Source organism: Microcystis viridis FACHB-1342 (assembly GCF_014698335.1).
Lineage (GTDB): Bacteria > Cyanobacteriota > Cyanobacteriia > Cyanobacteriales > Microcystaceae > Microcystis > Microcystis ichthyoblabe_A.
Map to the genome: position 1 here is coordinate 1 of NZ_JACJSV010000079.1, position 20,947 is coordinate 20,947.

Genomic DNA, 20,947 nt, shown 5'->3' on the forward strand with positions numbered 1-20,947 from the left:
AGAATTATGATAAGCGTTGCTGAATTAGGCGATGATTTGATAATTTTGGATTGATCCTCCTGAAGTCTTCTTTTGGATTGTTAGAACTATCTGTAAACATTAGAGTTCTTGCATAATTAATTTTTGATAGTTTAAAAATGAGAAGAATAGGCATAAAATTGCATAAAATCCCTGAATAGAGCATTTAATTGATTAATGATCATTCTTAATTCTCCTGACTACTGATACTAAATCCAGTTATTAAAAACTGATTATTTATTCCCCTTTGCCTTTTGCCTCTCCTCATAACTAGCCTGTACTCAACGGATTTAGTATGACTACTGGCTCGTGACTCCTCACCTAAGGAAAGATTTTTGATTTTTGCAAGAGATCTAATCTATCGATTTTGATCCCTAAAAGCTGACAGCGGACGGCGGAAATTAATTGCGGTAAAAAGAACAAAAATGATTACAATCGATACAAAATATCAACGACTAGGATTAAATGGCTACTCATATTGTTACTGGTGTCGCGGGTTTTATAGGTTCTAGCTTGGCAGAAAAGCTTTTAGAACAAGGAGATCAGGTGATCGGTATCGATCAATTTAACGATTATTACGACCCCAGTTTAAAGCGCCAAAATGCCCATATTCTAGCAAAATATCCCGAATTTAAGTTAATTGAAGCGGATATACAATCCCTCGACTGGAGACAACTGTTGCAAGGAGTAGAAGTATTATTCCATCAGGCAGCCCAAGCAGGAGTCAGAGCAAGCTGGGGTGATGGATTTCGTCAATATACCGAAAGGAATATAAATGCTACTCAAATTATCCTTGAGGCCGCTAAGGAAACCCCTTCTTTACAACGGATGGTTTTTGCTTCCACTTCCTCGGTGTATGGCAATGCGGAAACGATGCCGACTCCGGAAACCCTTTGTCCCCAACCGGTTTCACCCTACGGCATCACCAAATTAGCGGCAGAAAGACTCTGTTGGCTATATCACCAGAATTTTAACGTTCCCGTCACTGCCTTGCGTTATTTCACCGTTTATGGACCGCGGCAACGTCCCGATATGGCTTTCCATAAGTTTTTTCAAGCCGCGATCGCAGGTAAACCGATTGGCATCTACGGTGATGGAAAACAAACCCGCGATTTTACCTTCATTAGCGATGCTGTAGCCGCTAATTTAGCCGCTGCTGTAGTGCCGGAAGCGTTGGGTGAGGTGTTTAATATTGGTGGTGGTAGTCGCGTGGTTTTGCTGGATGTCTTGGATACCATGGAAAAAGTCATCGGTAAACCGATCGAGCGACTGCATCAAGGATTGGCCCGGGGAGATGCCCGTCACACCGCCGCCGATGTCACCAAAGCGCGTACTATTCTAGGTTATAATCCCCAAGTCTCTTTAGCCGAAGGATTAGCCCAAGAATGGCAGTGGATTCAGGGATTATATTGTTAAGTTAATTAGGGTCTGTTGAAAAAGTTTGTTGGTGGGGGCAGGGTGTGGGGTGTAGGGTGTAGGGTTTTACCCATTTTCAGGGGGTCAATTACCTAATTTTCAGGGAAAAAGTGCCTAAATTTCCCCCCCGATCACTCCCATGCCCGGCACTTTTTGATTTCAAAAAGTCTAAAAGTCTTACCCAACAAGGTTTTTAGCTTTATTCAGCAAACCCTACATATATAACCTATCAGGTAAGGGAGGGAGACACTCCTTTTTCCCATTGCCAGATGGAACCTTGGCACGAGACAAGAGAATCGAGTCGCCCCACCCTACCGTTCCTATTTTCGTTTTTTCAGGCTAGAAGCTAACCCTAATCCTCCTAATCCCAACAAGGCAACCACGGAACCTGGTTCAGGGACGCTAGTAGCAGTCCCCTCAAGGCTAAATTGGTAAGGCCCACCCGTAGGATCAGTGCCCCAAGATGCTGATTGATCTGAACTGAAAACGAAACCATCACCAATCGTCCAACCGGGTAGTCCTGTTTGATTGAAAGATTGAGTATAACCCCAATAATACTCCCCTCCACCAGTTGTACCACTGACTAACCAGTAAGTGGTATTAGCGGCTAATGCTTGTGGAGTAGCCAAGGTAAAGGTGTTATTGGTGAGAGTGGTAGTAATGGGAGTAGGGTTAGTAAAATTCGTTATCACAGTGCCAGGTTGTCCACTGTTGTCGCTATAGAGACGAACAAACAAGTCGGTACTGGCGCTGAATTCTTGGAACAAAAGAGTAGCAGAATTAAGGTTATAACTGCTACTGCCAGTGGTAAAGCTTGATCCTTGCCACAAGTCGTCAAAGGTTATACCTCCTGTGTCTGAATTTGATTGACTTAAGTTCTCAACGAGGGTGACAGCATAAGCTTGTTGCCCTAAGCCCAAAGAAAGAAGGAGAGCAAGGCTACCTCCGCCGATTTTTGCCAGAATTTGCTGATTTTTAGTCATTTTTGGAACTCCTAAAGACAAAAAGGGTGAAATTGGCCTTGATTGATGGTCTATCTTCTGAGCATCTGCTCGGAAAATAAACTTTGTGGTAACTTAGCACAGATTCCTCGTTTTTGGGAAAAAGTAGAGTGACCTAACCCCCAAAATCTCTTTCCTTTGCAAGGGAAGGTAGGAAGATGGAAAATTAGTTAACCTTTTGGCGATTGCTAGATGACTAAAAATAAAAGAGTGCTGATTTTAGGGGGAACAGGGGAAGCGGCGGTATTAGCGGCTAAAATTGCGGCAATTCCGGGTATAGATGCCATCGCTTCCTTTGCCGGTCGCACGAGAGAACCGATTACTTTCACAACTCCCTCTCGCCGGGGGGGGTTTGGTGGTGCCACTGGGTTAGCCAATTATCTGCGGCAAGAAGGTATTGATTGTTTAATTGATGCTACCCATCCCTTTGCCGCACAAATTTCCTTTAATGCCGCTCAAGCCGCCTCGGATTGTGGTATTCCTCGATTAATGTTAAGTCGTCCAGCTTGGGAAAAAGTATCTGGAGATAATTGGATTGAAGTAGAAAACAATCAAGCGGCGGCGAATATTTTACCAGAGTTAGCACCGAGGATATTTCTCACTATTGGTCGGCAAGAACTGGCAAGTTATGCACACTTAAAAAACATCTGGTTTTTGATGCGGATGATTGACCCTCCGGAACCAGATGCCATCGTACCGATTGGAAAATTATTATTGGAACGGGGGCCTTTTTCCTTGCAGTCAGAGCGCTCTCTTTTACAAGAATATAAGATTGGGGCGATCGTGAGTAAAAATAGCGGCGGTGATGCCACTTACGCCAAAATTATCGCCGCTAGAGAGTTGGGAATAACCGTGGTCATGGTACAACGTCCACCTGTACCTGAAGGAGAAAAAGTGGCGGATGTTAAAAGTGCCCTAGCATGGTTAGAAAAAAGACGGCTCTCTTGATGAGACCTCTTGCAAAAATCAAAAATCTTCCCTTAGGTGAGGAGTAGGGGGCTAGTATATTAGTAAGTAGTCGTGCAAAATTGATTTCTTGGTTAGGATAGGCACTCATGCAAAAGGCAATAGGCAAAAGTTTTATCGAAATGTGTAATTAATTTTGCTTAGGTACTTATAATAGACTGGAACTTAATATAGCACTTTTCACATCACTGAGGTATCGACAAGTTTTGCCAACAAAGGGTTTAAGCCCCTTGCCTATGGCTCATGCTAATGAAAACTGCTATAGTATAATAGATAATAGTCTAATAGTTTTCTTTTTCCTCCGTCACCAGAGTAATACCCGTCCATTCTCCCTTCTGATCATAAGAACGAATTAGGCGCTGTCTTTGAGTAGGAGAAAGCAACCAACCCACCTCTAAAACAAAAGGATGACCGGCAGTAATTTTCAGAGGTGTATTACAGGAAGCTCCATCGGGCAGCAGTAGAATTTGCATCGGCAGCGGACTATTTTCAAACAACAATCTTTGTCCCTCAATACGAGCGCTAGAAGTGATTTGATGATCACCAAAAGTCAAAGTTTGCGAGAGATAATTATCCCCCTGACGCTCGATCGAGATATGGGTAGAATAGGCAGCAGAATTATAAAAATCCCGTCCCGTTGTCACTGCTTGTCCTCGCCATTGACCCAGTAATTGCTCCACCGTTAACATCGGTCTTTCTGGTGACTGAGAATCAACTAACTTTTCCCGAATTAAAGTCAAGCGATCAAACTCACAGCGTTCATTAAATAACTGTACGATTCTTAATCGTCTTTCTCCAGAGATTAAGCCAAATTCTGCTCCGAATGGTGAGGAAAAACTACTAAAATATAGAGAACCTTGACAAAAAGCTCCCGTCTGGCTAAATAGAATACCCTGATGCAGAGAACTATACTCTAAAATTAAATCTTCCGGCTCTCGATCGCTGTAGAGACGGCGAACCAATTGACGAATCGATCGATTATTATTAATGCCTTGCAAAGATACCAAAGTCGGGGTATCTTCGATCAAGTCGCCTTGGGGAGACAGACGGGTAAAAGAACCTTGCCATTGACCGAGATTTTTTAGTAAACATTCCCACTGGGAGAGCATAATAATTGAGGTAATTGGGGGAAATAGGAAAAAATACATGGGAACAATTCGATTAATGCACGCCAAACTCCATCGAGTGCGCGTCAGCGAGGCTAACGTCGATTATGTCGGCAGTATCACTATCGATCGAGAATTGATTGAGCGGGTCGGTATTTTGCCCCTTGAAGAGGTGGATGTGGTCAATCTTAGCAATGGTAAGCGCTTTTCCACCTACGTTTTTCCCGGCCAAACCGGGGAAATTTGCCCTAACGGTGGTGCTGCGCTGCTCTGTCAACCCGGAGATATTTTGATTATCTATGCCTACGAACAACGTCCGAGGCAAGAAGTTCTCGAAAAGGGTCATTTTGCCAAAGTTCTCGTCGCTGATGCCGAAAATCGCTGTCAGCAATTTTTTGAACAGAGCCTAATTCCCCGGAGTGATGGTCAGGGAGTGGAATTTTATAGCCAAGAATGCTGATTCTTGTCCCAAATTTGTTAACTTTCCCGTCATAATAAGAATAAGTAATGTAAATTTTCTTAGAATCAGCCCCCATGCGTGTAATTCTCATGACCGGTAAAGGAGGCGTGGGTAAAACCTCCGTCGCCGCCGCTACAGGACTCCGCTGCGCCGAACTTGGCTATAAAACCCTAGTTCTCAGCACCGATCCCGCTCACTCTCTCGCTGACAGTTTCGATCTCGAATTAGGTCACGATCCTCGTTTGGTACGTCCCCATCTTTGGGGAGCAGAATTAGACGCACTAATGGAGTTAGAAGGCAACTGGGGCGCAGTAAAACGTTATATTACTCAGGTATTACAAGCTAGGGGTTTAGATGGAGTGCAAGCGGAAGAATTAGCGATTTTACCCGGAATGGATGAGATTTTCGGCTTAGTTCGCATGAAACGCCACTACGATGAGGGTACTTATGATGTGTTGATTATCGATTCCGCACCCACGGGGACAGCTTTACGATTGCTGAGTTTGCCAGAGGTGGGCGGTTGGTACATGAGAAGATTTTACAAACCTTTACAGGGAATGTCGGTGGCATTGCGACCACTGGTGGAACCTTTTTTTCGACCGATCGCCGGTTTTTCCCTACCGGACAAGGAAGTTATGGACGCTCCCTACGAGTTTTATGAGCAGATCGAGGCTTTGGAAAAGGTTTTGACCGATAATACTCAAACCTCGGTACGTTTGGTGACAAACCCCGAAAAAATGGTGATTAAGGAGTCTTTACGCGCCCATGCCTATCTAAGTCTCTATAATGTTTCTACCGATTTAATTATTGCTAATCGGATTATTCCCGACAAAGTAACCGATCCTTTCTTTGCTCGTTGGAAAGAAAATCAACAGGGTTATAAACAGGAAATTTACGATAATTTTCATCCCTTACCGGTTAAGGAAGTTCCTCTCTACTCCGAAGAAATGTGTGGTTTACCCGCTTTAGAAAGACTGAAAGAAACTCTTTTTGCTGGGGAAGATCCGACTAAGGTTTATTACCAAGAAAACACCATTCGGGTAGTTCAACAGGAAAATAATTACAGTTTGGAGTTATATTTACCCGGCATACCAAAGGAACAGATACAACTAAATAAAACTGGAGACGAGTTAAATATTCGCATTGGTAATCACCGTCGTAATTTAGTTTTACCCCAAGCTTTGGCAGCCCTGAAACCTTCCGGAGCAAAAATGGAAGATGATTACCTGAAAATCTCTTTTAGCAACGTGGTAAAAGTGTAATTTCCCTAGATTGGGTGGGAAGTGGGGAGGTTTTCAGTGATCAGTAAACAGTGAACAGCGAACTGAAAACTCAAATCCGATCTCTGATAGCTGTCTCCCCTCAACCGTCTCGACTAGGAAATTAATTTTGCACGACCACTTATCTCTTGGATTTGGTGGGTAAAATGTACTCTAAGATATATTCCCCCTAGCGCGGGGGTGGAACTAACCACAAAGACACAAAGGACACAAAGATCGATCCTATGTAAGTTAAACTTATCACACAGAACCTAGAAGAGCCATTGTTCCCTCACCCCAATTCGTGAAATTCCTCATTGCTGCGATGCAAATTCCCCACCTGCCTAGGTGTCCGGGTGGGGACTGACGCGGGATCGTTCACCCTAATTTTGGTAAACCCATACTATAGTTCTGGACTCTGGCATTGAGATTATAGCTGATTTCGCCTTTTTGCAGGAGAGAACGGATAAAATGTTCCAGATCTGAACCGATGCGACGGAGATTATATTCGCTCAGTTCTTCCCCATTGTAGGACTCTACCAATTCATCAAACTTACTATAAACCTTATTGAGAGCCACTTCTTCCCAATTAAATTCATTATCGGGATCCACATCAAGAGTCAAAACATTGTTACTCTCGATTAATTGATTATTTTTTACTTCAGCCGTATAAATGCGAATATGACGGGTCGTGGATTTTAACAGCATGGAATCTTCAGGGTAAGTTAGACGCTATGTCTAAGATTTTGCCATGATTTGCGGAATTGGGGAATTGGGGAAGCTGTCTCATCACCCTATCACCCCAAAACCCTATCACCCCAAAACCCTATTACCCGAACAATGTTTACGGATCGACCAGAAACGTGATACTATGATAGGTTGCAGTGTTTAAGCAGAGATCACGAGTCCTATGGCCTTAACCCAGACCAAAAAACAAGAACTAATCAGCCAATATCAGGCCCACGAAACCGATACAGGATCATCGGAGTTACAGGTAGCTTTCTTAACCGAGAGAATCAACCAACTGACCGAACACCTGAAAGCTAACCCGAAAGACCACGCTTCCCGTCGGGGATTACTCCAGATGATCGGTCGTCGTCGGGGACTGTTAACCTATATCCAGAAGAAAGATCAACAACGTTATCAAACCCTGATTGGTCGTCTCGGAATTCGCCGTTAAGCTTACCCCCCTTGCATCCCTACCATGGCCTCTGAATCGAAATCGACGGAGAAAAAAGAGCGTCTTCCCTTTGAGCCGCGCCAAAATAAGCGAAAAACCCCGAAAATTGCCCCTAGTCCCGTGCCACCGCCGATAAAGAATCGCTCCGAGGAAACCAGCTTAAAGGCAATTCCGCAAGCGGTCAGTCAACGGATGGCCAAACGGATGGCGGTATTTTGTGGCATTCCGACAGTATTGGGGATAACTTCCTTTTTTGGCTTCTACTGGATTATTAGCCACAATCTTCTCGAAATCCCTTCCTACGTCGCCATGCTCGTCAGTTTAAGCCTATTTGGTCTAGGTTTTATCGGTCTGAGTTATGGCATCTTCTCCGCTTCTTGGGACGAGGATCGGGTGGGGGACTGGCTAGGATGGCAAGAATTTCAAGCTAATTTTGGCAGAACGATCGCCGCTTGGCGGTCCGGCAAAAAAGAAGTGGAAGAAAAATAGATAACCTCTAGAAATCGTCAACAATAGAGATTAAAGGAAAAAATAAAGGGTTAATGCCATGATTATTGTCATGAAAGTTGGTTCCCCGGAAATTGAAATCGAGCGCGTCAGTGCCGAATTCGAGGCATGGGGATTAAGTCCTGAAAAAATCGTCGGTAAGCATAAAGTTGTCATCGGTTTAGTCGGAGAAACCAGGGAATTAGACCCCCTACAAATCCAAGAATTAAGCCCTTGGATCGAAACCGTCCTGCGAGTCGAACAACCCTTCAAACGCGCCTCTTTAGAATACCGTCACGGGGAATACAGCGAGGTTTTAGTCCCCACTCCTAACGGTGTTATCCCCATCGGCAGAAATCATACCGTTAGCATTGTCGCCGGCCCCTGTTCGGTGGAAAATGAGGCGATGATCGTGGAAACTGCCAAACGAGTGGCGGCAGCCGGAGCGCAATTCCTCCGGGGTGGTGCCTACAAACCCCGCACTTCTCCATACGCTTTCCAAGGTCACGGGGAAAGCGCTTTAGAATTACTAGCGGCGGCTAGAGATGCCAGTGGTTTGGGTATTATCACGGAAGTAATGGACGCGGCGGATCTCGATAAGATTGTCGAAATAGCCGATGTGGTGCAAGTGGGGGCGCGCAATATGCAGAATTTTTCCCTCTTGAAAAAAGTTGGGGCGCAACCGAAACCAGTCCTACTCAAGCGCGGCATGGCGGCCACTATTGAAGATTGGTTGATGGCGGCAGAATATATCCTCGCGGCAGGAAATAGCAATGTCATTCTCTGCGAACGCGGTATCCGCACCTTTGACAGTAAATATACTCGCAATACCCTAGATTTATCCTGTATTCCCGTTTTAAGAACTTTAACCCACCTGCCGATCATGATCGATCCTAGCCACGGTACGGGTAAATGGGAATATGTACCGACCATGGCCATGGCTTCCCTGGCAGCTGGGGCCGATTCCTTGATGATCGAGGTACATCCTAACCCAGCCAAGGCCCTATCCGATGGGCCGCAATCCTTGACCCCCGACCGATTCGACCAGTTAACGCGGGAGTTAGCGGTCATCGGTAAGACGATTGGGCGTTGGCCCCAGGTTCCGGCACTGGTTTAATAAGATAAAAAGGGGGTGAGTCAACCCCCTTTTTTGGGCATAAATTTCGCTTTTCGGGGCAGTTATGGTGACAGTTCCTCTGGAGTTAAATACTGAGCAAATTAGGGGCGAAAAACGGGTAGTTTTTAATCATCTCAGTTGGTTATCCTATCGGCAAATTTTACAGGCCCTAGGGGAAAATAATCGCGCCCATTTATTTTATGATCGTGGCACTTTAGAGATTACTATGCCCCTAGAAGAACACGAGTTTTACCGAGAATTAATCGGACGTTTTATCTATTTTTTGGTGTCCGAATTGGGTTTAAAAATTAAAAGTCTGGGTTCCACAACTCTAGCTAGGGAAGATTTAGAGCGAGGAGCAGAACCCGATAATGCTTACTACATTCAAAATCAAGCCAAAGTGCTGGGAAAAAGGATTAATTTAACTGAAGATCCGCCCCCAGATTTAGTGGTGGAATTGGATATAACCCACACGGATATTAATAAATTAGCACTTTATGCCCGTTTGGGAGTGCCGGAATTATGGCGTTTTAATGGACAAATCTGGCGCATTTATCGGTTAGAAAAGGGGGTTTATCAGGAAGAAGAATTTAGTCCCACTTTTCCCCTAGTTCCGAAAACTAAACTCTATGAATTTTTAGCCACTGCTAAAGAGGATGAAGTGAGGGCAGAAAAGAATTTAAGAGCATGGGTTGTTAGTCAACTAGCTGAAAGTTGAGGTAATTATGGTGACAGTTCCTCTGGAGTTAAATACTGAGCAAATTAGGGGCGAAAAACGGGTAGTTTTTAATCATCTCAGTTGGTTATCCTATCAGCAAATTTTACAGGCAATAGGGGAAAATAATCGCGCCCATTTATTTTATGATCGTGGTACTTTAGAGATTACTATGCCCCTAGAAGAACACGAGTTTTACCGAGAATTAATCGGATTATTTATTCGGATTTTGGTGGTAGAATTGGGTTTAAAAATTAAAAGTCTGGGTTCCACAACTCTAGCTAGGGAAGATTTAGAGCGAGGAGCAGAACCTGACAATGCTTACTATATTCAAAATCAAGCTAAAGTGCTAGGAAAAAGGATTAATTTAACTGAAGATCCGCCCCCAGATTTAGTGGTGGAAGTGGATATAACCCACACGGATATTAATAAATTAGCACTTTATGCCCGTTTGGGAGTGCCGGAATTATGGCGTTTTAATGGACAAATCTGGCGCATTTATCGGTTAGAAAAGGGGGTTTATCAGGAAGGAGAATTTAGTCCCACTTTTCCCCTAGTTCCGAAAACTAAACTCTATGAATTTTTAGCCACTGCTCAAGAGGATGAAGTTAAAGCAGAAAAGAATTTAAGAGCATGGGTTGTTAGTCAACTAGCTAAAAATAATTAACTAGGGTTTGCTGAAAAAGTTTGTTGGTGGGGTTAGGAGCCGGTCGTCAGGAGACAGGAGACAGGAGAATTAAGAATGAGTAATAATCAATTAAATGGTTTATTTAGGGTTGGCTGAATAAATGTGAAATGTAGGCAAGGTAAGGGTTTTGTGGCTCTTCTCTTGAAACAGGTGCCAGATTTTGAGAGAATCGTCCTTCAAAACCTTGCGTCTTCATCGGCCCGCGTCCTGTAGGGGCGAAGCATTCGGGCAATAACCTATCGGTGAAACTGGAGATTTTCTATCCGAATGCTTCGCCCGTACTTTTTCAGCAAGCCCTATTTAGAGATTTTCTGCCAGTTAATCTGGCTCTCCCCTACTTGTGGTCATAAGAAAAAGTTATGAAAAAGTCAGAGATTCAAATTTTCCTAGCTCACGCTAGTGAGGACAAACCAGCAGTTTTGGCACTGCATGAGCGCCTTAAGCAAGCGGGATATAAACCTTGGTTGGATAAAAAAGACCTGATTCCGGGTCAAATTTGGCGAGATGAAATTCCGAAAGCGATTAAAGCTAGTCAGATTTTTCTCGCCTGTCTGTCAGGGAAATCGGCTAATAAGCAGGGATACATCCAACGGGAGTTGAGGATTGCACTTGATATCTTGGGAGAGATGCTACCGGGGACAATTTTTTTTATTCCCATGAGGTTAGAAGAATGCGAAATTCCTGATCTGCGACTTGCAGAAGTTAGCTTGAATCTGCAAGATATTCACCGGCTTGATTATTGGCAAGAAGACGGATTTGAGCAACTAGAAAGAGCAATTGGCTATCAGTTCAAGCTTGAACCGGAAGAGCCAAAACAACTGTTATCAGTATTTAACTTTGAGGTGGTGGGAGTAAATGCGAAGGGTGAGCAAATTAGAAAAGAGTCGAAACAGTCCCAATATTTCAGCGAAGATTTGGGCAACGGCATCACCTTAGAAATGGTCGCCATCCCGGGGGGAACTTTCCTGATGGGAACAGAAGATGAGGAAATCGAAAGACTGGTTAAAAAATTTAATTGGGAAGGATTTAGAAGGGAAAGACCACAACATGAAGTAACTGTCCCACCCTTCTTTATGGGTAAATACCCCATCACCCAGGCCCAGTGGAAAGCGATCGCCTCTCGCACGGATTTAAAAGTTAAACAAGACCTTGATTTCAAGCCAGCCTATTTTAAAGACCGTCCCGATAGCGATCGCCGTCCCGTAGAACAAGTCAACTGGTACGATGCCGTCGAGTTCTGCGCGAGATTATCTAAACTAACGGGAGGGGAATACCGACTTCCCAGTGAGGCGGAATGGGAGTACGCCTGTCGTGCTGGAACCACCACCCCGTTTTACTTTGGGGAAACCATTACGGGGGAATTGGCTAACTACAATGCCAGTAATACCTACGCCGATGAACCGAACGGAGAATATCGAAACGAAACAACTCGCGTGGGACAATTTCCCCCAAACGCCTTTGGACTGTACGATATGCACGGCAATGTCCGGGAGTGGTGCGCCGATACTTGGCACGATAACTATGACGGTGCGCCGACGGATGGCAGTGTCTGGATAGAAAATGGTAATGATAATCGTTCTCCTCTGCGGGGCGGTTCCTGGGGCTACAATCCTACTTACTGCCGTTCCGCGATTCGCTACGACTACTACTTCCGCCGCGTCAACCGCATCAACAATTACGGTTTTCGGGTAGCCTGCGTTTTCGGGAGAACTCTCTAACCCTTTTTCCTTTTTCCCCTTTTATCCTCATTCCCTATTTTTTCTTTTTTCTTTTCTTTCCCGCCCTTAGGCGGGTCGATTTTGTAGGGGCGAACTCGACCCATTTGGTCGATTTTTGCTTAACAATTGTCAAGGATTGTTAAGATGCGCTTACCCTGCACTTTTCCCCTAGTTCCCAAAACTAAACTCTAGGAATTTTTAGCCACTGCTAAAGAGGATGAAGTTAAAGCAGAAAAGAATTTAAGAGCATGGGTTGTCAGTCAACTAGCTAAAAATAATTAACTAGGGTTTGCTGAAAAAGTTTGTTGGTGGGGTTAGGAGCCGGTCGTTAGGAGACTCCGAGACAGGAGAATTAAGAATGAGTAATAATCAATTAAATGGTTTATTTAGAGATTTTCTGCCAGTTAATCCGCTTTTTTGACGTTTTTGAATCCTCAAAAATCAATTATGCGAGAGGTTTATTGTTACCCATCAAAAAAACAGGGAATCTCAACCGTTAAGTTAACACCAGTGAAGCCTTGCGCCCAAAATTCGAGGCTGTCAACATTAGTTAACTTTTATAAACGTCCAGACTAGACTTTCATGGGTTGGGAGTATCATCGAAGTATAAATACTTAGTGATGCCGATTCTCTAGGTTAAAAAATAGCCCCAGTCAAGGAGCGGAGGCGACCATGAATGACCTCTATGGCCAAGGCTTTGCGCCAGAAGACTATTCGCTTAACCCTTTAGATAGTGAAGCTTTGGAGTTAGTTTCCCCAGATTTTACCGAGGTGAATCTGCCAGAAACCGAAAGCAGTTGGCAGGAAATGCCGACTCAAGAGTATTGGAATTGGCAAAATGAGACGATGGAGGCCGCTTTCAACTATCAACCTGATGAGTCTTGGCAAGATGTATCCCACTGCCATCAGGATTTTCATTATGAATCGCCAGAAGCTTTAATTAATGATATTCCCCATCAAGAATTAGGGTTTACAGGGTTAGGAAATGTGCATTTGTTGGCAGATTTACAAACGGGGCCAACCTGTGGTTACGAAACCATTGAAAATATTGTCCAGTGTTTTCATCCCGACATTACGAATAATTTCTCAGACCAACTGCAAATAGACTATCCCGGTCGAGGAGGTGCTTTAAATCCTGAAGATTATCAAGAAATTTTGAGTTCTTATGATATCCCCTCCCATTGGGCAAGTTTTGACCATCAGGAATTGGCTAATGCTTTAGATGAGAATCGTCCCGTGGTTTTTGTCGGAGATGCCCACGATTTAGACCCGATTTCCTATCCCGATTCTCAATCTTGGCACGCGATTACTTTAACCGATGTTAGCCGAAATCTCGATGGTGACGTTATTGGTTATCGGGGGATTGATTCTAATTTTCCCTATGAGGAAAAGTTTTGGTCTTGTTCACAAATTGAACAGGCAAATGAGCAGTTGACCGGGGAGGTTTTAATTACCGATAAACCGGCGGAAGTTTGGCCGTTTAAAACTACTTTAAAAAGTTAGTTTTGGGGAGTAAAATGTATGTCTTTGAATTTACCAGCTTTACCCGAAAAAACGGGGTTTTGGCGTTCGATTTGGGATAAAGCAAAAAACAGCTTCAACTATTTGTTTAAACCCCAAGTTTATTCCAGCCAAATCTTGGCAGATACTCAGCGCATTAATACCGAGAGAAATATTGAAGCTCAACAGGAACGGGATAAAGCACAGCAGGAATTACATCGGATGCAGATAGTTTCCCAAGCGCTGCAAGCAAAGGCTAATTTAGATTTGCAAATGGAGCAAGGAGAGTTAAACCGACAACTACAATTAGAATTAGCGAAGTTGAATCAGAATACACAAGCAGAACAAGGAATCCTCAATCGAGAACTGCAACTCAAACTAACTCAATTAAGTCAAGAATTTCAAGCGCAACAGGGAAAACTCAACCGAGAACACGCTGAAAAACTAGAAATTTTGCGAGGACAATTGCAAAAATGGGCTTTAGATGAACAAAAAGAATTGCAACTCCATCTCAAACAATTAGATGCAGAATTGGCAAGAGAATTAAGAATTTTTGATCGCCAAACTTCCCTAGAGGTGATCAAAGAACAAAAGCGAGAAAAGAATTCGCCTTTGATTTTTGTCACAGAAGATTTAATTAATCTCAACCCCGATGAAATGCGCTTATTAGTGCTATTTTCACCGCCAAAAATCAGGCAAGATAATCCTTCTCAATTGTCTGGAGGTCGGGGGTTTCCCGATGCTGAACACGCTTTAGCTGATTACTTGAGAGAATTTTTCCAAAAATATACTAATCAAGGAAGAACCATCGAATTTTTGCCCGGTGCTTGGACAAGTAAAGCTTTTCATAGTGAATCTGCTGCTAAAGCTATTTTTCGAGGACTGAAAACCGAACCGACTTTAATTCTTGAAGATTTAATCGAGGGCAATAATTTATTTATTAATATTGCTTTTTGGGGATTAAATTGGTCTAAGTATCGCTACCAAAAAGCTATCTCTTTATCGTGGCTAGAAACACTTTTTGATTTTGTTAAAGTTCGGACGATAGATTGGGCAGAAAAACGACAAGCTTATCAAGATTCAGGGAAAAATGCCGAGCAGTTCGATCAATTTTTTGGCAATAAGGTTGTGGAGGGATTGAGAAGAAATTTAAGTGTTCTGGAAGCAGAACAGGAATGTCTAAAATATGACTGCGATCCTAGTGAAATAGAACGTCCTTATTGGGTCAATGAAAAAGATTACCAAGCACTAATTCAATTTATTGCTATTTGCCACTGTCTATTTGCTGGAATGTTCATTGATGAATTTTTCTTACTGCACGTTCCCAATCGCTATCGAAAATCACCTTTTTTACCGCAATTATTGCCTGATTTAATTAAAGATATTCCTGAAGAACAGCAGGCAGAATTAATAGAGATGGTGGTTGCTTCCTACGAAGCAATGTATCAAGCTCTAGAGGCAAGTGAGTCGGCATGGATAGCTGAACTAAAACTAGATTTAGCAGAAAGTTTAAGTCATTTTTCTAATCAATTTGGTGCTAGAAAACAGATCGATGAATCGATTAAAGCTTGGCTAAATCTGCGTCAAATAGATTCCCAAGGACTCGATCCGATGGAAGTATTAAATCAATCCGTAACCGTCGATGATCAAGCTTACATTAATCGACTCAATCAATGTTTGTTGAATCTAGGAGAAAAACGACAACTGAATGTTAGTTTAGCCTGTTATAATCGGGGGCTAAATTGTTATCAAAGCCGAGAGTATCAAAAGGCTATTTTCGAGTTCAGTCAATTAAGTGAATCTGAGTCCCCACAAGCAGAGGTTTTTTATTATCGCGGATTGGCCTATAGTCAATTGCAAAATTATCCAGAAGCAGCCAAAGATTTTACTCGCTCTCTGCAAATTAAGCCTGATTGGGCAGAAGTCCATTTTGAGCTAGGTAAGGCTTATCAAAAATCAGGAAAAGTCCAACAAGCTTTAGCTGAATATCAACAGACATTGCGGCTAAAACCAGAATTTTCTGAGGCACTAAGTAAACTGGAATTAGTGGAATTGTATTTAGCAGAACAACTTTATCCAGTAGAAAAGGCAGAAAAAAATGCTGATTCTTCACGAGAAGAAACTCAACAAAGATTCTCCGACAATCTTCCATCTTTTGATTTTCAAACTGTCACCGTCGATAGTCGAGAGAAGGAAGTCAAACAAGAGAATAAAGTAGAAAATAGTCATCAAACATCTACTTCAGTAGAGGATGTTATTCTACAACAACTCGATCATCAGTTTTTTAGTTAGTTAATTCAAGAAATAGGAGGCTGTTATGGCTACCGTTCAAACATTTGACCGGAATATGATCAAAACTTACTTAGCTACCACGAATTGTAAATATTTACAAGACCAAGATGGTGACTTTGTGGTTCGTTTTTCTCGTGATGAAGACACGGGATGTGAACTATCTTTGTGGATGATTGTCGGGGGTGAACAACACGAACTTTACACGGTTCGTGTTTATTCTGACAAGCAGATTCCAAAAAAAGATTGGGGACGTGCGGTGATGCTGTGCAATGATTGGAATGATCACAAGCGATGGGGTAAAGCTTTTCTGCACATTGATAACCCTGACACAGATACTACGGGTCAGATTATTGTTGAAGAACAACTCGATTTAGAAACCGGAATTCACCAAGAACTTCTCAATGATTTCACGGCCACTGTTTTTAGTTCTGCTAATCTCTTTTGGACTGAAGCTAATCAAAAAGGAGTTTTTTGAATGATCAATAATTTGATTTTGTCATCTGAAATTGGCTAGTATGGGAGGTTTTGCACTTTCTTGCATACAGCTTAATTAATACTAATTCAAACAGGTTAAGCATGGAAAATTAAATGCAAAACCTCCGGAAGCGCAGTGGGAATATGCCTGTCGTGCAGGAACCACCACTCCCTTCTATTTCGGGGAAACCATCACCCCCGATTTAGCCAACTACGACGGCAATTCTATTTATGCTCAGGGACCCAAAGGTGTTTATCGTCAAGAAACCACCCCCGTTGGTAAATTTCCCCCCAACGCTTTCGGACTCTACGATATGCACGGGAATGTCTGGGAATGGTGTGCCGATACTTGGCACGATAACTATAAGGATGCGCCGAGGGATGGCAGTGTCTGGATAGAAAATGGGAATGATAATCGTTCTCCTCGGCGGGGCGGTTCTTGGTTCAACGGTCCGAATATCTGCCGTTCCGCTTGCCGCCACTACTACTACCGCCGCGACCTCAGCTACAACGGTTTTCGGGTGGTGTGCGGTGCTGGGAGGACTCTCTAACCCTTTTTCTCTTTTTTCCCTTTTTACCCTCATTCTCTATTTTTTCTTTTTTCTTTTCTTTCCCGCCCTTAGGCGGGTCGATTTTGTAGGGGCGAACTCGACCCATTTGGTCGATTTTTGCTTAACAATTGTTAAGGATTGTTAAGATGCGCTTACCCTGCACTTTTCCCCTAGTTCCCAAAACTAAACTCTAGGAATTTTTAGCTGACAGGGGGACAAGCTGGCTGAACTCCTTACAGCATAAGCTTTTTGGGGTGTTCGAGCGAAAAAGTTCGATGCAGATCACTCCCCATTGTTGATAAAGATTTCTAATAAGCTCGCCCAAATCCCTGATTCTCTCGTTAGCTTTTTGGCTGAAAGGGATGTATCTATTTGTAACTGAGAAGCCTAAAAACCTTTGTGGACAACGCTTTGAGATGTCTTGTCCCCCTGTCAGAATTTTTAGCCACTGCTAAAGAGGATGAAGTGAGGGCAGAAAAGAATTTAACTTAGTGTCAACAGACTTTTAAAAATTAGGTGGGCATTGCCCACCCTAATCTTAGGATGGCGGTTTGTAGGTAGAAGCAACGGATAATTCCTTTAATTGCTTCGCTGCCACTGTTGAAGGTGCAGAAGTGAGTAAACAACTAGCTTGCTGGGTTTTCGGGAAAGCAATCACATCGCGAATCGATTCTTCTCCCGCTAACAACATCACCAAGCGATCTAAACCGTAGGCGATGCCACCGTGGGGAGGGGTTCCGTATTCAAAAGCTTCTAACAAAAAGCCGAATTTATTATAGGCTTCCTCTGGGGATAGACCGATGGTAGCGAAGACTTTTTCCTGTACTTCCCGTTGATAGATCCGTAAACTGCCGCCACCGATTTCAATACCATTAAAAATCATATCGTAGGCTAGGGCGCGAGCCTGGGCTAGATCCTCTAAATCTTCGGGATTAGGGGCAGTGAAGGGGTGATGCAATGCTTCCAGGCGTTTTTCCTCGGCGTTGTATTCAAACATCGGGAAATCCGTCACCCAGAGGAGGTTGATTTTCTCAGGATCAATTAATCCCAATTGTTCCCCTAAAACTAAGCGTAGGCGGGATAGGGATTTATTGACTGTATCGGTATCTCCTGCCCCAAATAAGAGCAGATGCCCCGGTTTTGCGCCAGTCTTCTCGATTAAAGCCTGTTTTTGTGCCTCTGTCAGGTTATCTTTAATCGCACCAATGGTATCAAAATCGTAGTCCTCGCGCACGCGGATGTAGGCGATTCCCTTCGCCCCCGCATCGGTGGCTTCTTTGAATAAATCCCCACCCGGTTTGATTCTGACGTTAGAAATCGCCTCGTTACCGTTGGGAATCGGTAAAACTTTCACCGTCCCACCACTAGCGATCGCACCTGAAAACACCTTAAATCCCGAATCGGCAAAAATCTCCGCCACATTGACCAATTCCAAGCCAAAACGGGTATCGGGGCGATCGACCCCATAGCGATCCATAGCCTCAGCATAGGTTAAACGGGGCAGGGGCAGGCTTATATCGATATTTTTGACTTTTTTGAAGATATGAGCGATTAAAGCCTCATTCAGGGCTAAAATCTCGCTTAAGGAGAGAAAACTCATCTCCATATCCAACTGAGTAAATTCCGGTTGACGATCAGCACGCAGATCTTCATCGCGGAAACAGCGAGCGATTTGATAGTAGCGATCCATTCCCGACACCATTAATAATTGCTTAAATAGTTGCGGTGATTGGGGTAAAGCGTACCATTGGCCCGGGTTGACACGGGAAGGAACCAGATAATCCCGCGCCCCTTCGGGAGTCGATCGAGTTAAAATTGGCGTTTCCACTTCGATAAAATGCTGTTCATCTTCGAGAAAACGGCGCATTTCCTTGACAACTTGGTGACGTAGTTGTAAATTCTGACTCATACGCTCCCGGCGTAGGTCTAGATAACGGTATCGCAAGCGCACATCTTCCCGGACTGATTCACTTTCGGAACTGGAGACGACAAAAGGCAATTGTTTAGTAACCCCGTTGAGAATCTCGATGCTAGTGGCGTAAATTTCGATTTCTCCGGTGGCAATGCGCGGGTTAAGGGATTCGGTAGGCCTTTGACTGACTGTTCCCGTCACCTTGATGACATACTCGTTTCTGACGGTTTCAGCGATGGGATAGGAAGCAGGAGTTCGTTGGGGATCGCTGACGATCTGGACAATACCACTGCGATCCCGTAGATCAATAAAAATAACGCCACCGTGATCGCGACGGCGATCGACCCAACCGAAGAGGGTGACACTTTTTTCAATTTCGATCGCGCTAAGGTCGCCACAGTAGTGAGTTCGCATAGTCTAACTAGAGAATTACTTATATTACGAATGTAGTATAGAAAGGATGTGGCCAGAAAAAAATCAGACGGCCTTGCTCATTATGCCAGTATTTTGTCGCTCTTGTCCCCTTGTTTAGGGTATTTTTATGGTCTTCTAGTCCTCAGCTATCGGCTTTTCGCAGATGGGCTATAATCAACAAGGCTCCTCTAGCAGTTACCAATTTTGAACGATTAAAAACATGAATTGCTTAGAAAAAAAAATGGTGCAACTGTTAAGAGAACTCAGGGAAGATCACCATGTTTCAGGGGTAAAAGCGGAATTCGAGACGGAAGGAACCCGACTGACGGAAGCGATGCGGTTGAAAGAAATTAGTCTGAAAGCGGGGGTAGATTTTAATCTGAAAATCGCCGGTTGCGAAGCGATCAGAGATATCTTTGATGCGGTTAATTTAGGAGTCGATCGCTTGATTGCTCCCATGGTAGAAACAGCCTACGCTTTACAAAAATATCTGCGGGCAGCTAGGAGGATTTTAGCTGATCAAGGGGTGGAAGATGTGGAGTTATTGGTTAATATCGAAACGATTACTGCCTGTGATAATTTTCAGGAAATGTTGGCGATTCCAGAGATAAAATCTCTCCATGGTATCGTCATCGGACGGATGGATTTAGCCTGTTCTTTGGGATTAACTCGCCGGGATGTGAATAGCGAGCAAGTTTTGGATCTGGCTTTACCTTTGGCAAAAAAAGCTAAGGCTGCCGGTTTGACTGTTGCCATTGGGGGTGGAGTATCACTAGATTCTTTACCGTTTTTCAAAATGTTCTGCCAAGGACATTTTGACCGATTCGAGACGCGCAAAGTTATCTTTGATTGTCCCCAAGCTTTGGATAATTTTAGTTTAGCTTTCCAAAAGGCGATCGAGTTTGAATTACTCTGGCTAGAGAATAAAAAAAATTATTATGGTGCTATTGTTCGTGAAGATGACCAGCGTTTAGCAATCCTCCATGATTTACTTTTTGGTTAAAGATATTCGTCCTTCGATCGACCGCTCAAAACCTAGGCAGCAAAGTTATACGGATGTGGATTCATTGGCTCTTCTCGACTTTGTGTAATAATTTTTGCTTATGGAATTGTGAAATGCTTATCGGGCAAGACTTTTATGGCTGTTTTGCCGAAGAAACCATCAGTATAGACCTCGTTTCCACACAGAAACTAGAAGAGCCAAGAAAGCCACTTATTATGAATAACTTCTGTTAAGTAAGTAGTTATAATTAAATTGAAGATAGATTTTGCCTCTGATCCCCCCTGCACCCCTTGATAAGGGGGGTGCCGATAGGCGGGGGGATCCCCCCTGCCCCCCTTGATAAGCTATCCATTAGTCAGATCTTTCTTAACAAAAAGAGAAGAAACTTAAAAAAAGGGGAAACGATTGATAGGTATAGTTTTGAAAGAAGGAATTAAGGTGGAGGTAAGCAAAAAAATGGAGAAATGGGCAGCCCAAGAATTACAGTATGCAGACCTAGGGGACACCAGAAGAAAGAAAAGGTTAATCAGTATCGTAGAAAACTTGGCCAGCCAACCTAGTACAAGTGTGCCACAAGCTTCGGGAAATCTAGCCGCAGCGAGTGCCACCTACGACTTTTGGAATTCCCCCTATTTTCACCCCTCAGATATAATTGCCGCCCAAGCCAAAAG

19 protein-coding genes and 2 pseudogenes are annotated in these 20,947 nt (G+C 43.5%); 17 read left to right on the forward strand and 4 right to left on the reverse strand.

The features are described 5' to 3' along the window. The first annotated feature begins 483 nt into the window (after positions 1-483). Complete coding sequence (locus tag H6G40_RS19670; RefSeq protein WP_002738365.1) at positions 484-1,434, forward strand: NAD-dependent epimerase/dehydratase family protein; 951 nt, start codon at positions 484-486, stop codon at positions 1,432-1,434. Positions 1,435-1,754: 320 nt separating this feature from the next. On the opposite strand, the gene H6G40_RS19675 is transcribed toward H6G40_RS19670, so the two are convergent. Then, on the reverse strand, positions 1,755-2,417 hold the full coding sequence (locus H6G40_RS19675) for a choice-of-anchor R domain-containing protein (RefSeq protein ID WP_002739334.1): 663 nt from the start codon (positions 2,415-2,417) through the stop codon (positions 1,755-1,757). A 210-nt stretch (positions 2,418-2,627) separates the two neighbouring features. On the opposite strand from H6G40_RS19675, the gene H6G40_RS19680 reads away from it, so the two are divergent. After that, positions 2,628-3,383 (forward strand): cobalt-precorrin-6A reductase, encoded by a 756-nt coding sequence (locus H6G40_RS19680; protein ID WP_190538172.1) that lies wholly within the window; start codon positions 2,628-2,630, stop codon positions 3,381-3,383. A gap of 299 nt (positions 3,384-3,682) precedes the next feature. On the opposite strand, the gene H6G40_RS19685 is transcribed toward H6G40_RS19680, so the two are convergent. Further along, positions 3,683-4,510 (reverse strand): DUF3598 family protein, encoded by an 828-nt coding sequence (locus H6G40_RS19685; protein WP_190538178.1) that lies wholly within the window; start codon positions 4,508-4,510, stop codon positions 3,683-3,685. A gap of 37 nt (positions 4,511-4,547) precedes the next feature. Here H6G40_RS19685 and panD point away from each other — a divergent pair, with 37 nt between their 5' ends. Both panD and H6G40_RS19695 read left to right on the forward strand, forming a co-directional pair. Then, on the forward strand, positions 4,548-4,967 hold the full coding sequence (gene panD / locus H6G40_RS19690) for an aspartate 1-decarboxylase (RefSeq protein ID WP_002738909.1): 420 nt from the start codon (positions 4,548-4,550) through the stop codon (positions 4,965-4,967). Positions 4,968-5,041: 74 nt separating this feature from the next. Next, complete coding sequence (locus tag H6G40_RS19695; RefSeq protein WP_002741890.1) at positions 5,042-6,229, forward strand: TRC40/GET3/ArsA family transport-energizing ATPase; 1,188 nt, start codon at positions 5,042-5,044, stop codon at positions 6,227-6,229. 375 nt (positions 6,230-6,604) lie between these two features. On the opposite strand, the gene ndhM is transcribed toward H6G40_RS19695, so the two are convergent. Further along, positions 6,605-6,934 carry an NAD(P)H-quinone oxidoreductase subunit M gene (gene ndhM / locus H6G40_RS19700; protein WP_002738864.1) on the reverse strand — a complete coding sequence of 110 codons (330 nt, stop codon included), beginning with the start codon at positions 6,932-6,934 and terminating at the stop codon, positions 6,605-6,607. Between the two features lie 202 nt (positions 6,935-7,136). On the opposite strand from ndhM, the gene rpsO reads away from it, so the two are divergent. The 11 genes and pseudogenes from rpsO to H6G40_RS19750 all read left to right on the forward strand — a co-directional run. Then, positions 7,137-7,406 carry a 30S ribosomal protein S15 gene (gene rpsO, locus H6G40_RS19705; RefSeq protein WP_002738807.1) on the forward strand — a complete coding sequence of 90 codons (270 nt, stop codon included), beginning with the start codon at positions 7,137-7,139 and terminating at the stop codon, positions 7,404-7,406. Between the two features lie 24 nt (positions 7,407-7,430). Beyond that, positions 7,431-7,895, forward strand: a complete 465-nt coding sequence (locus tag H6G40_RS19710; RefSeq protein WP_002738795.1) for a PAM68 family protein — start codon at positions 7,431-7,433, stop codon at positions 7,893-7,895. 58 nt (positions 7,896-7,953) lie between these two features. Continuing rightward, on the forward strand, positions 7,954-9,009 hold the full coding sequence (gene aroF / locus H6G40_RS19715) for a 3-deoxy-7-phosphoheptulonate synthase (protein WP_002739223.1): 1,056 nt from the start codon (positions 7,954-7,956) through the stop codon (positions 9,007-9,009). A 64-nt stretch (positions 9,010-9,073) separates the two neighbouring features. Next, a complete protein-coding gene (locus tag H6G40_RS19720) occupies positions 9,074-9,727 on the forward strand; it encodes a Uma2 family endonuclease (protein WP_069475709.1) in 654 nt (217 codons plus the stop codon). Positions 9,728-9,734: 7 nt separating this feature from the next. Then, entirely contained in the window at positions 9,735-10,391 is a 657-nt protein-coding gene (locus tag H6G40_RS19725) for a Uma2 family endonuclease (RefSeq protein ID WP_069475708.1), read from the forward strand. A 380-nt stretch (positions 10,392-10,771) separates the two neighbouring features. Further along, the gene (locus H6G40_RS19730) at positions 10,772-12,130 is read left to right on the forward strand and encodes an SUMF1/EgtB/PvdO family nonheme iron enzyme (RefSeq protein WP_190538173.1); all 1,359 of its coding nucleotides are present in this window, start codon (positions 10,772-10,774) and stop codon (positions 12,128-12,130) included. Between the two features lie 159 nt (positions 12,131-12,289). Next, positions 12,290-12,412, forward strand: a pseudogene (locus H6G40_RS24040) (Uma2 family endonuclease); the annotation flags it as partial. Positions 12,413-12,802: 390 nt separating this feature from the next. Continuing rightward, positions 12,803-13,633: a hypothetical protein gene (locus H6G40_RS19735; protein ID WP_190538174.1), complete on the forward strand. Its 831-nt coding sequence runs from the start codon at positions 12,803-12,805 to the stop codon at positions 13,631-13,633. 18 nt (positions 13,634-13,651) lie between these two features. Continuing rightward, positions 13,652-15,922: a tetratricopeptide repeat protein gene (locus H6G40_RS19740; protein WP_190538175.1), complete on the forward strand. Its 2,271-nt coding sequence runs from the start codon at positions 13,652-13,654 to the stop codon at positions 15,920-15,922. 25 nt (positions 15,923-15,947) lie between these two features. Beyond that, positions 15,948-16,397: a YbjN domain-containing protein gene (locus H6G40_RS19745; protein WP_190538176.1), complete on the forward strand. Its 450-nt coding sequence runs from the start codon at positions 15,948-15,950 to the stop codon at positions 16,395-16,397. Between the two features lie 181 nt (positions 16,398-16,578). After that, positions 16,579-16,947: pseudogene (locus H6G40_RS19750) on the forward strand (formylglycine-generating enzyme family protein); the annotation flags it as partial. Positions 16,948-17,485: 538 nt separating this feature from the next. On the opposite strand, the gene aspS reads toward H6G40_RS19750, so the two are convergent. Further along, positions 17,486-19,273, reverse strand: coding sequence for an aspartate--tRNA ligase (gene aspS, locus H6G40_RS19755; RefSeq protein WP_190538177.1), 1,788 nt, complete (start codon positions 19,271-19,273; stop codon positions 17,486-17,488). Positions 19,274-19,493: 220 nt separating this feature from the next. On the opposite strand from aspS, the gene H6G40_RS19760 reads away from it, so the two are divergent. Together H6G40_RS19760 and H6G40_RS19765 are read left to right on the forward strand one after the other, a co-directional pair. Beyond that, positions 19,494-20,276: an aldolase/citrate lyase family protein gene (locus H6G40_RS19760; RefSeq protein ID WP_123230117.1), complete on the forward strand. Its 783-nt coding sequence runs from the start codon at positions 19,494-19,496 to the stop codon at positions 20,274-20,276. 456 nt (positions 20,277-20,732) lie between these two features. Continuing rightward, positions 20,733-20,947, forward strand: a 215-nt coding sequence (locus tag H6G40_RS19765) for an IS4/Tn5 family transposase DNA-binding protein (RefSeq protein ID WP_190537532.1), incomplete at its 3' end; no start/stop codon positions are given.

Bases quoted from the DNA above. Each gene is read 5' to 3' on its own strand.
- H6G40_RS19735 (WP_190538174.1), top strand. From the start codon at position 12,803: ATGAATGACCTCTATGGCCAAGGCTTTGCGCCAGAAGACTATTCGCTT.
- H6G40_RS19760 (WP_123230117.1), top strand. From the start codon at position 19,494: ATGAATTGCTTAGAAAAAAAAATGGTGCAACTGTTAAGAGAACTCAGG.
- ndhM (WP_002738864.1), bottom strand. From the start codon at position 6,934: ATGCTGTTAAAATCCACGACCCGTCATATTCGCATTTATACGGCTGAA.
- H6G40_RS19680 (WP_190538172.1), top strand. From the start codon at position 2,628: ATGACTAAAAATAAAAGAGTGCTGATTTTAGGGGGAACAGGGGAAGCG.
- H6G40_RS19685 (WP_190538178.1), bottom strand. From the start codon at position 4,510: ATGCTCTCCCAGTGGGAATGTTTACTAAAAAATCTCGGTCAATGGCAA.
- H6G40_RS19670 (WP_002738365.1), top strand. From the start codon at position 484: ATGGCTACTCATATTGTTACTGGTGTCGCGGGTTTTATAGGTTCTAGC.
- H6G40_RS19675 (WP_002739334.1), bottom strand. From the start codon at position 2,417: ATGACTAAAAATCAGCAAATTCTGGCAAAAATCGGCGGAGGTAGCCTT.
- aspS (WP_190538177.1), bottom strand. From the start codon at position 19,273: ATGCGAACTCACTACTGTGGCGACCTTAGCGCGATCGAAATTGAAAAA.
- H6G40_RS19730 (WP_190538173.1), top strand. From the start codon at position 10,772: ATGAAAAAGTCAGAGATTCAAATTTTCCTAGCTCACGCTAGTGAGGAC.
- aroF (WP_002739223.1), top strand. From the start codon at position 7,954: ATGATTATTGTCATGAAAGTTGGTTCCCCGGAAATTGAAATCGAGCGC.
- H6G40_RS19745 (WP_190538176.1), top strand. From the start codon at position 15,948: ATGGCTACCGTTCAAACATTTGACCGGAATATGATCAAAACTTACTTA.
- H6G40_RS19710 (WP_002738795.1), top strand. From the start codon at position 7,431: ATGGCCTCTGAATCGAAATCGACGGAGAAAAAAGAGCGTCTTCCCTTT.
- H6G40_RS19740 (WP_190538175.1), top strand. From the start codon at position 13,652: ATGTCTTTGAATTTACCAGCTTTACCCGAAAAAACGGGGTTTTGGCGT.
- panD (WP_002738909.1), top strand. From the start codon at position 4,548: ATGGGAACAATTCGATTAATGCACGCCAAACTCCATCGAGTGCGCGTC.
- rpsO (WP_002738807.1), top strand. From the start codon at position 7,137: ATGGCCTTAACCCAGACCAAAAAACAAGAACTAATCAGCCAATATCAG.
- H6G40_RS19720 (WP_069475709.1), top strand. From the start codon at position 9,074: ATGGTGACAGTTCCTCTGGAGTTAAATACTGAGCAAATTAGGGGCGAA.
- H6G40_RS19725 (WP_069475708.1), top strand. From the start codon at position 9,735: ATGGTGACAGTTCCTCTGGAGTTAAATACTGAGCAAATTAGGGGCGAA.
- H6G40_RS19695 (WP_002741890.1), top strand. From the start codon at position 5,042: ATGCGTGTAATTCTCATGACCGGTAAAGGAGGCGTGGGTAAAACCTCC.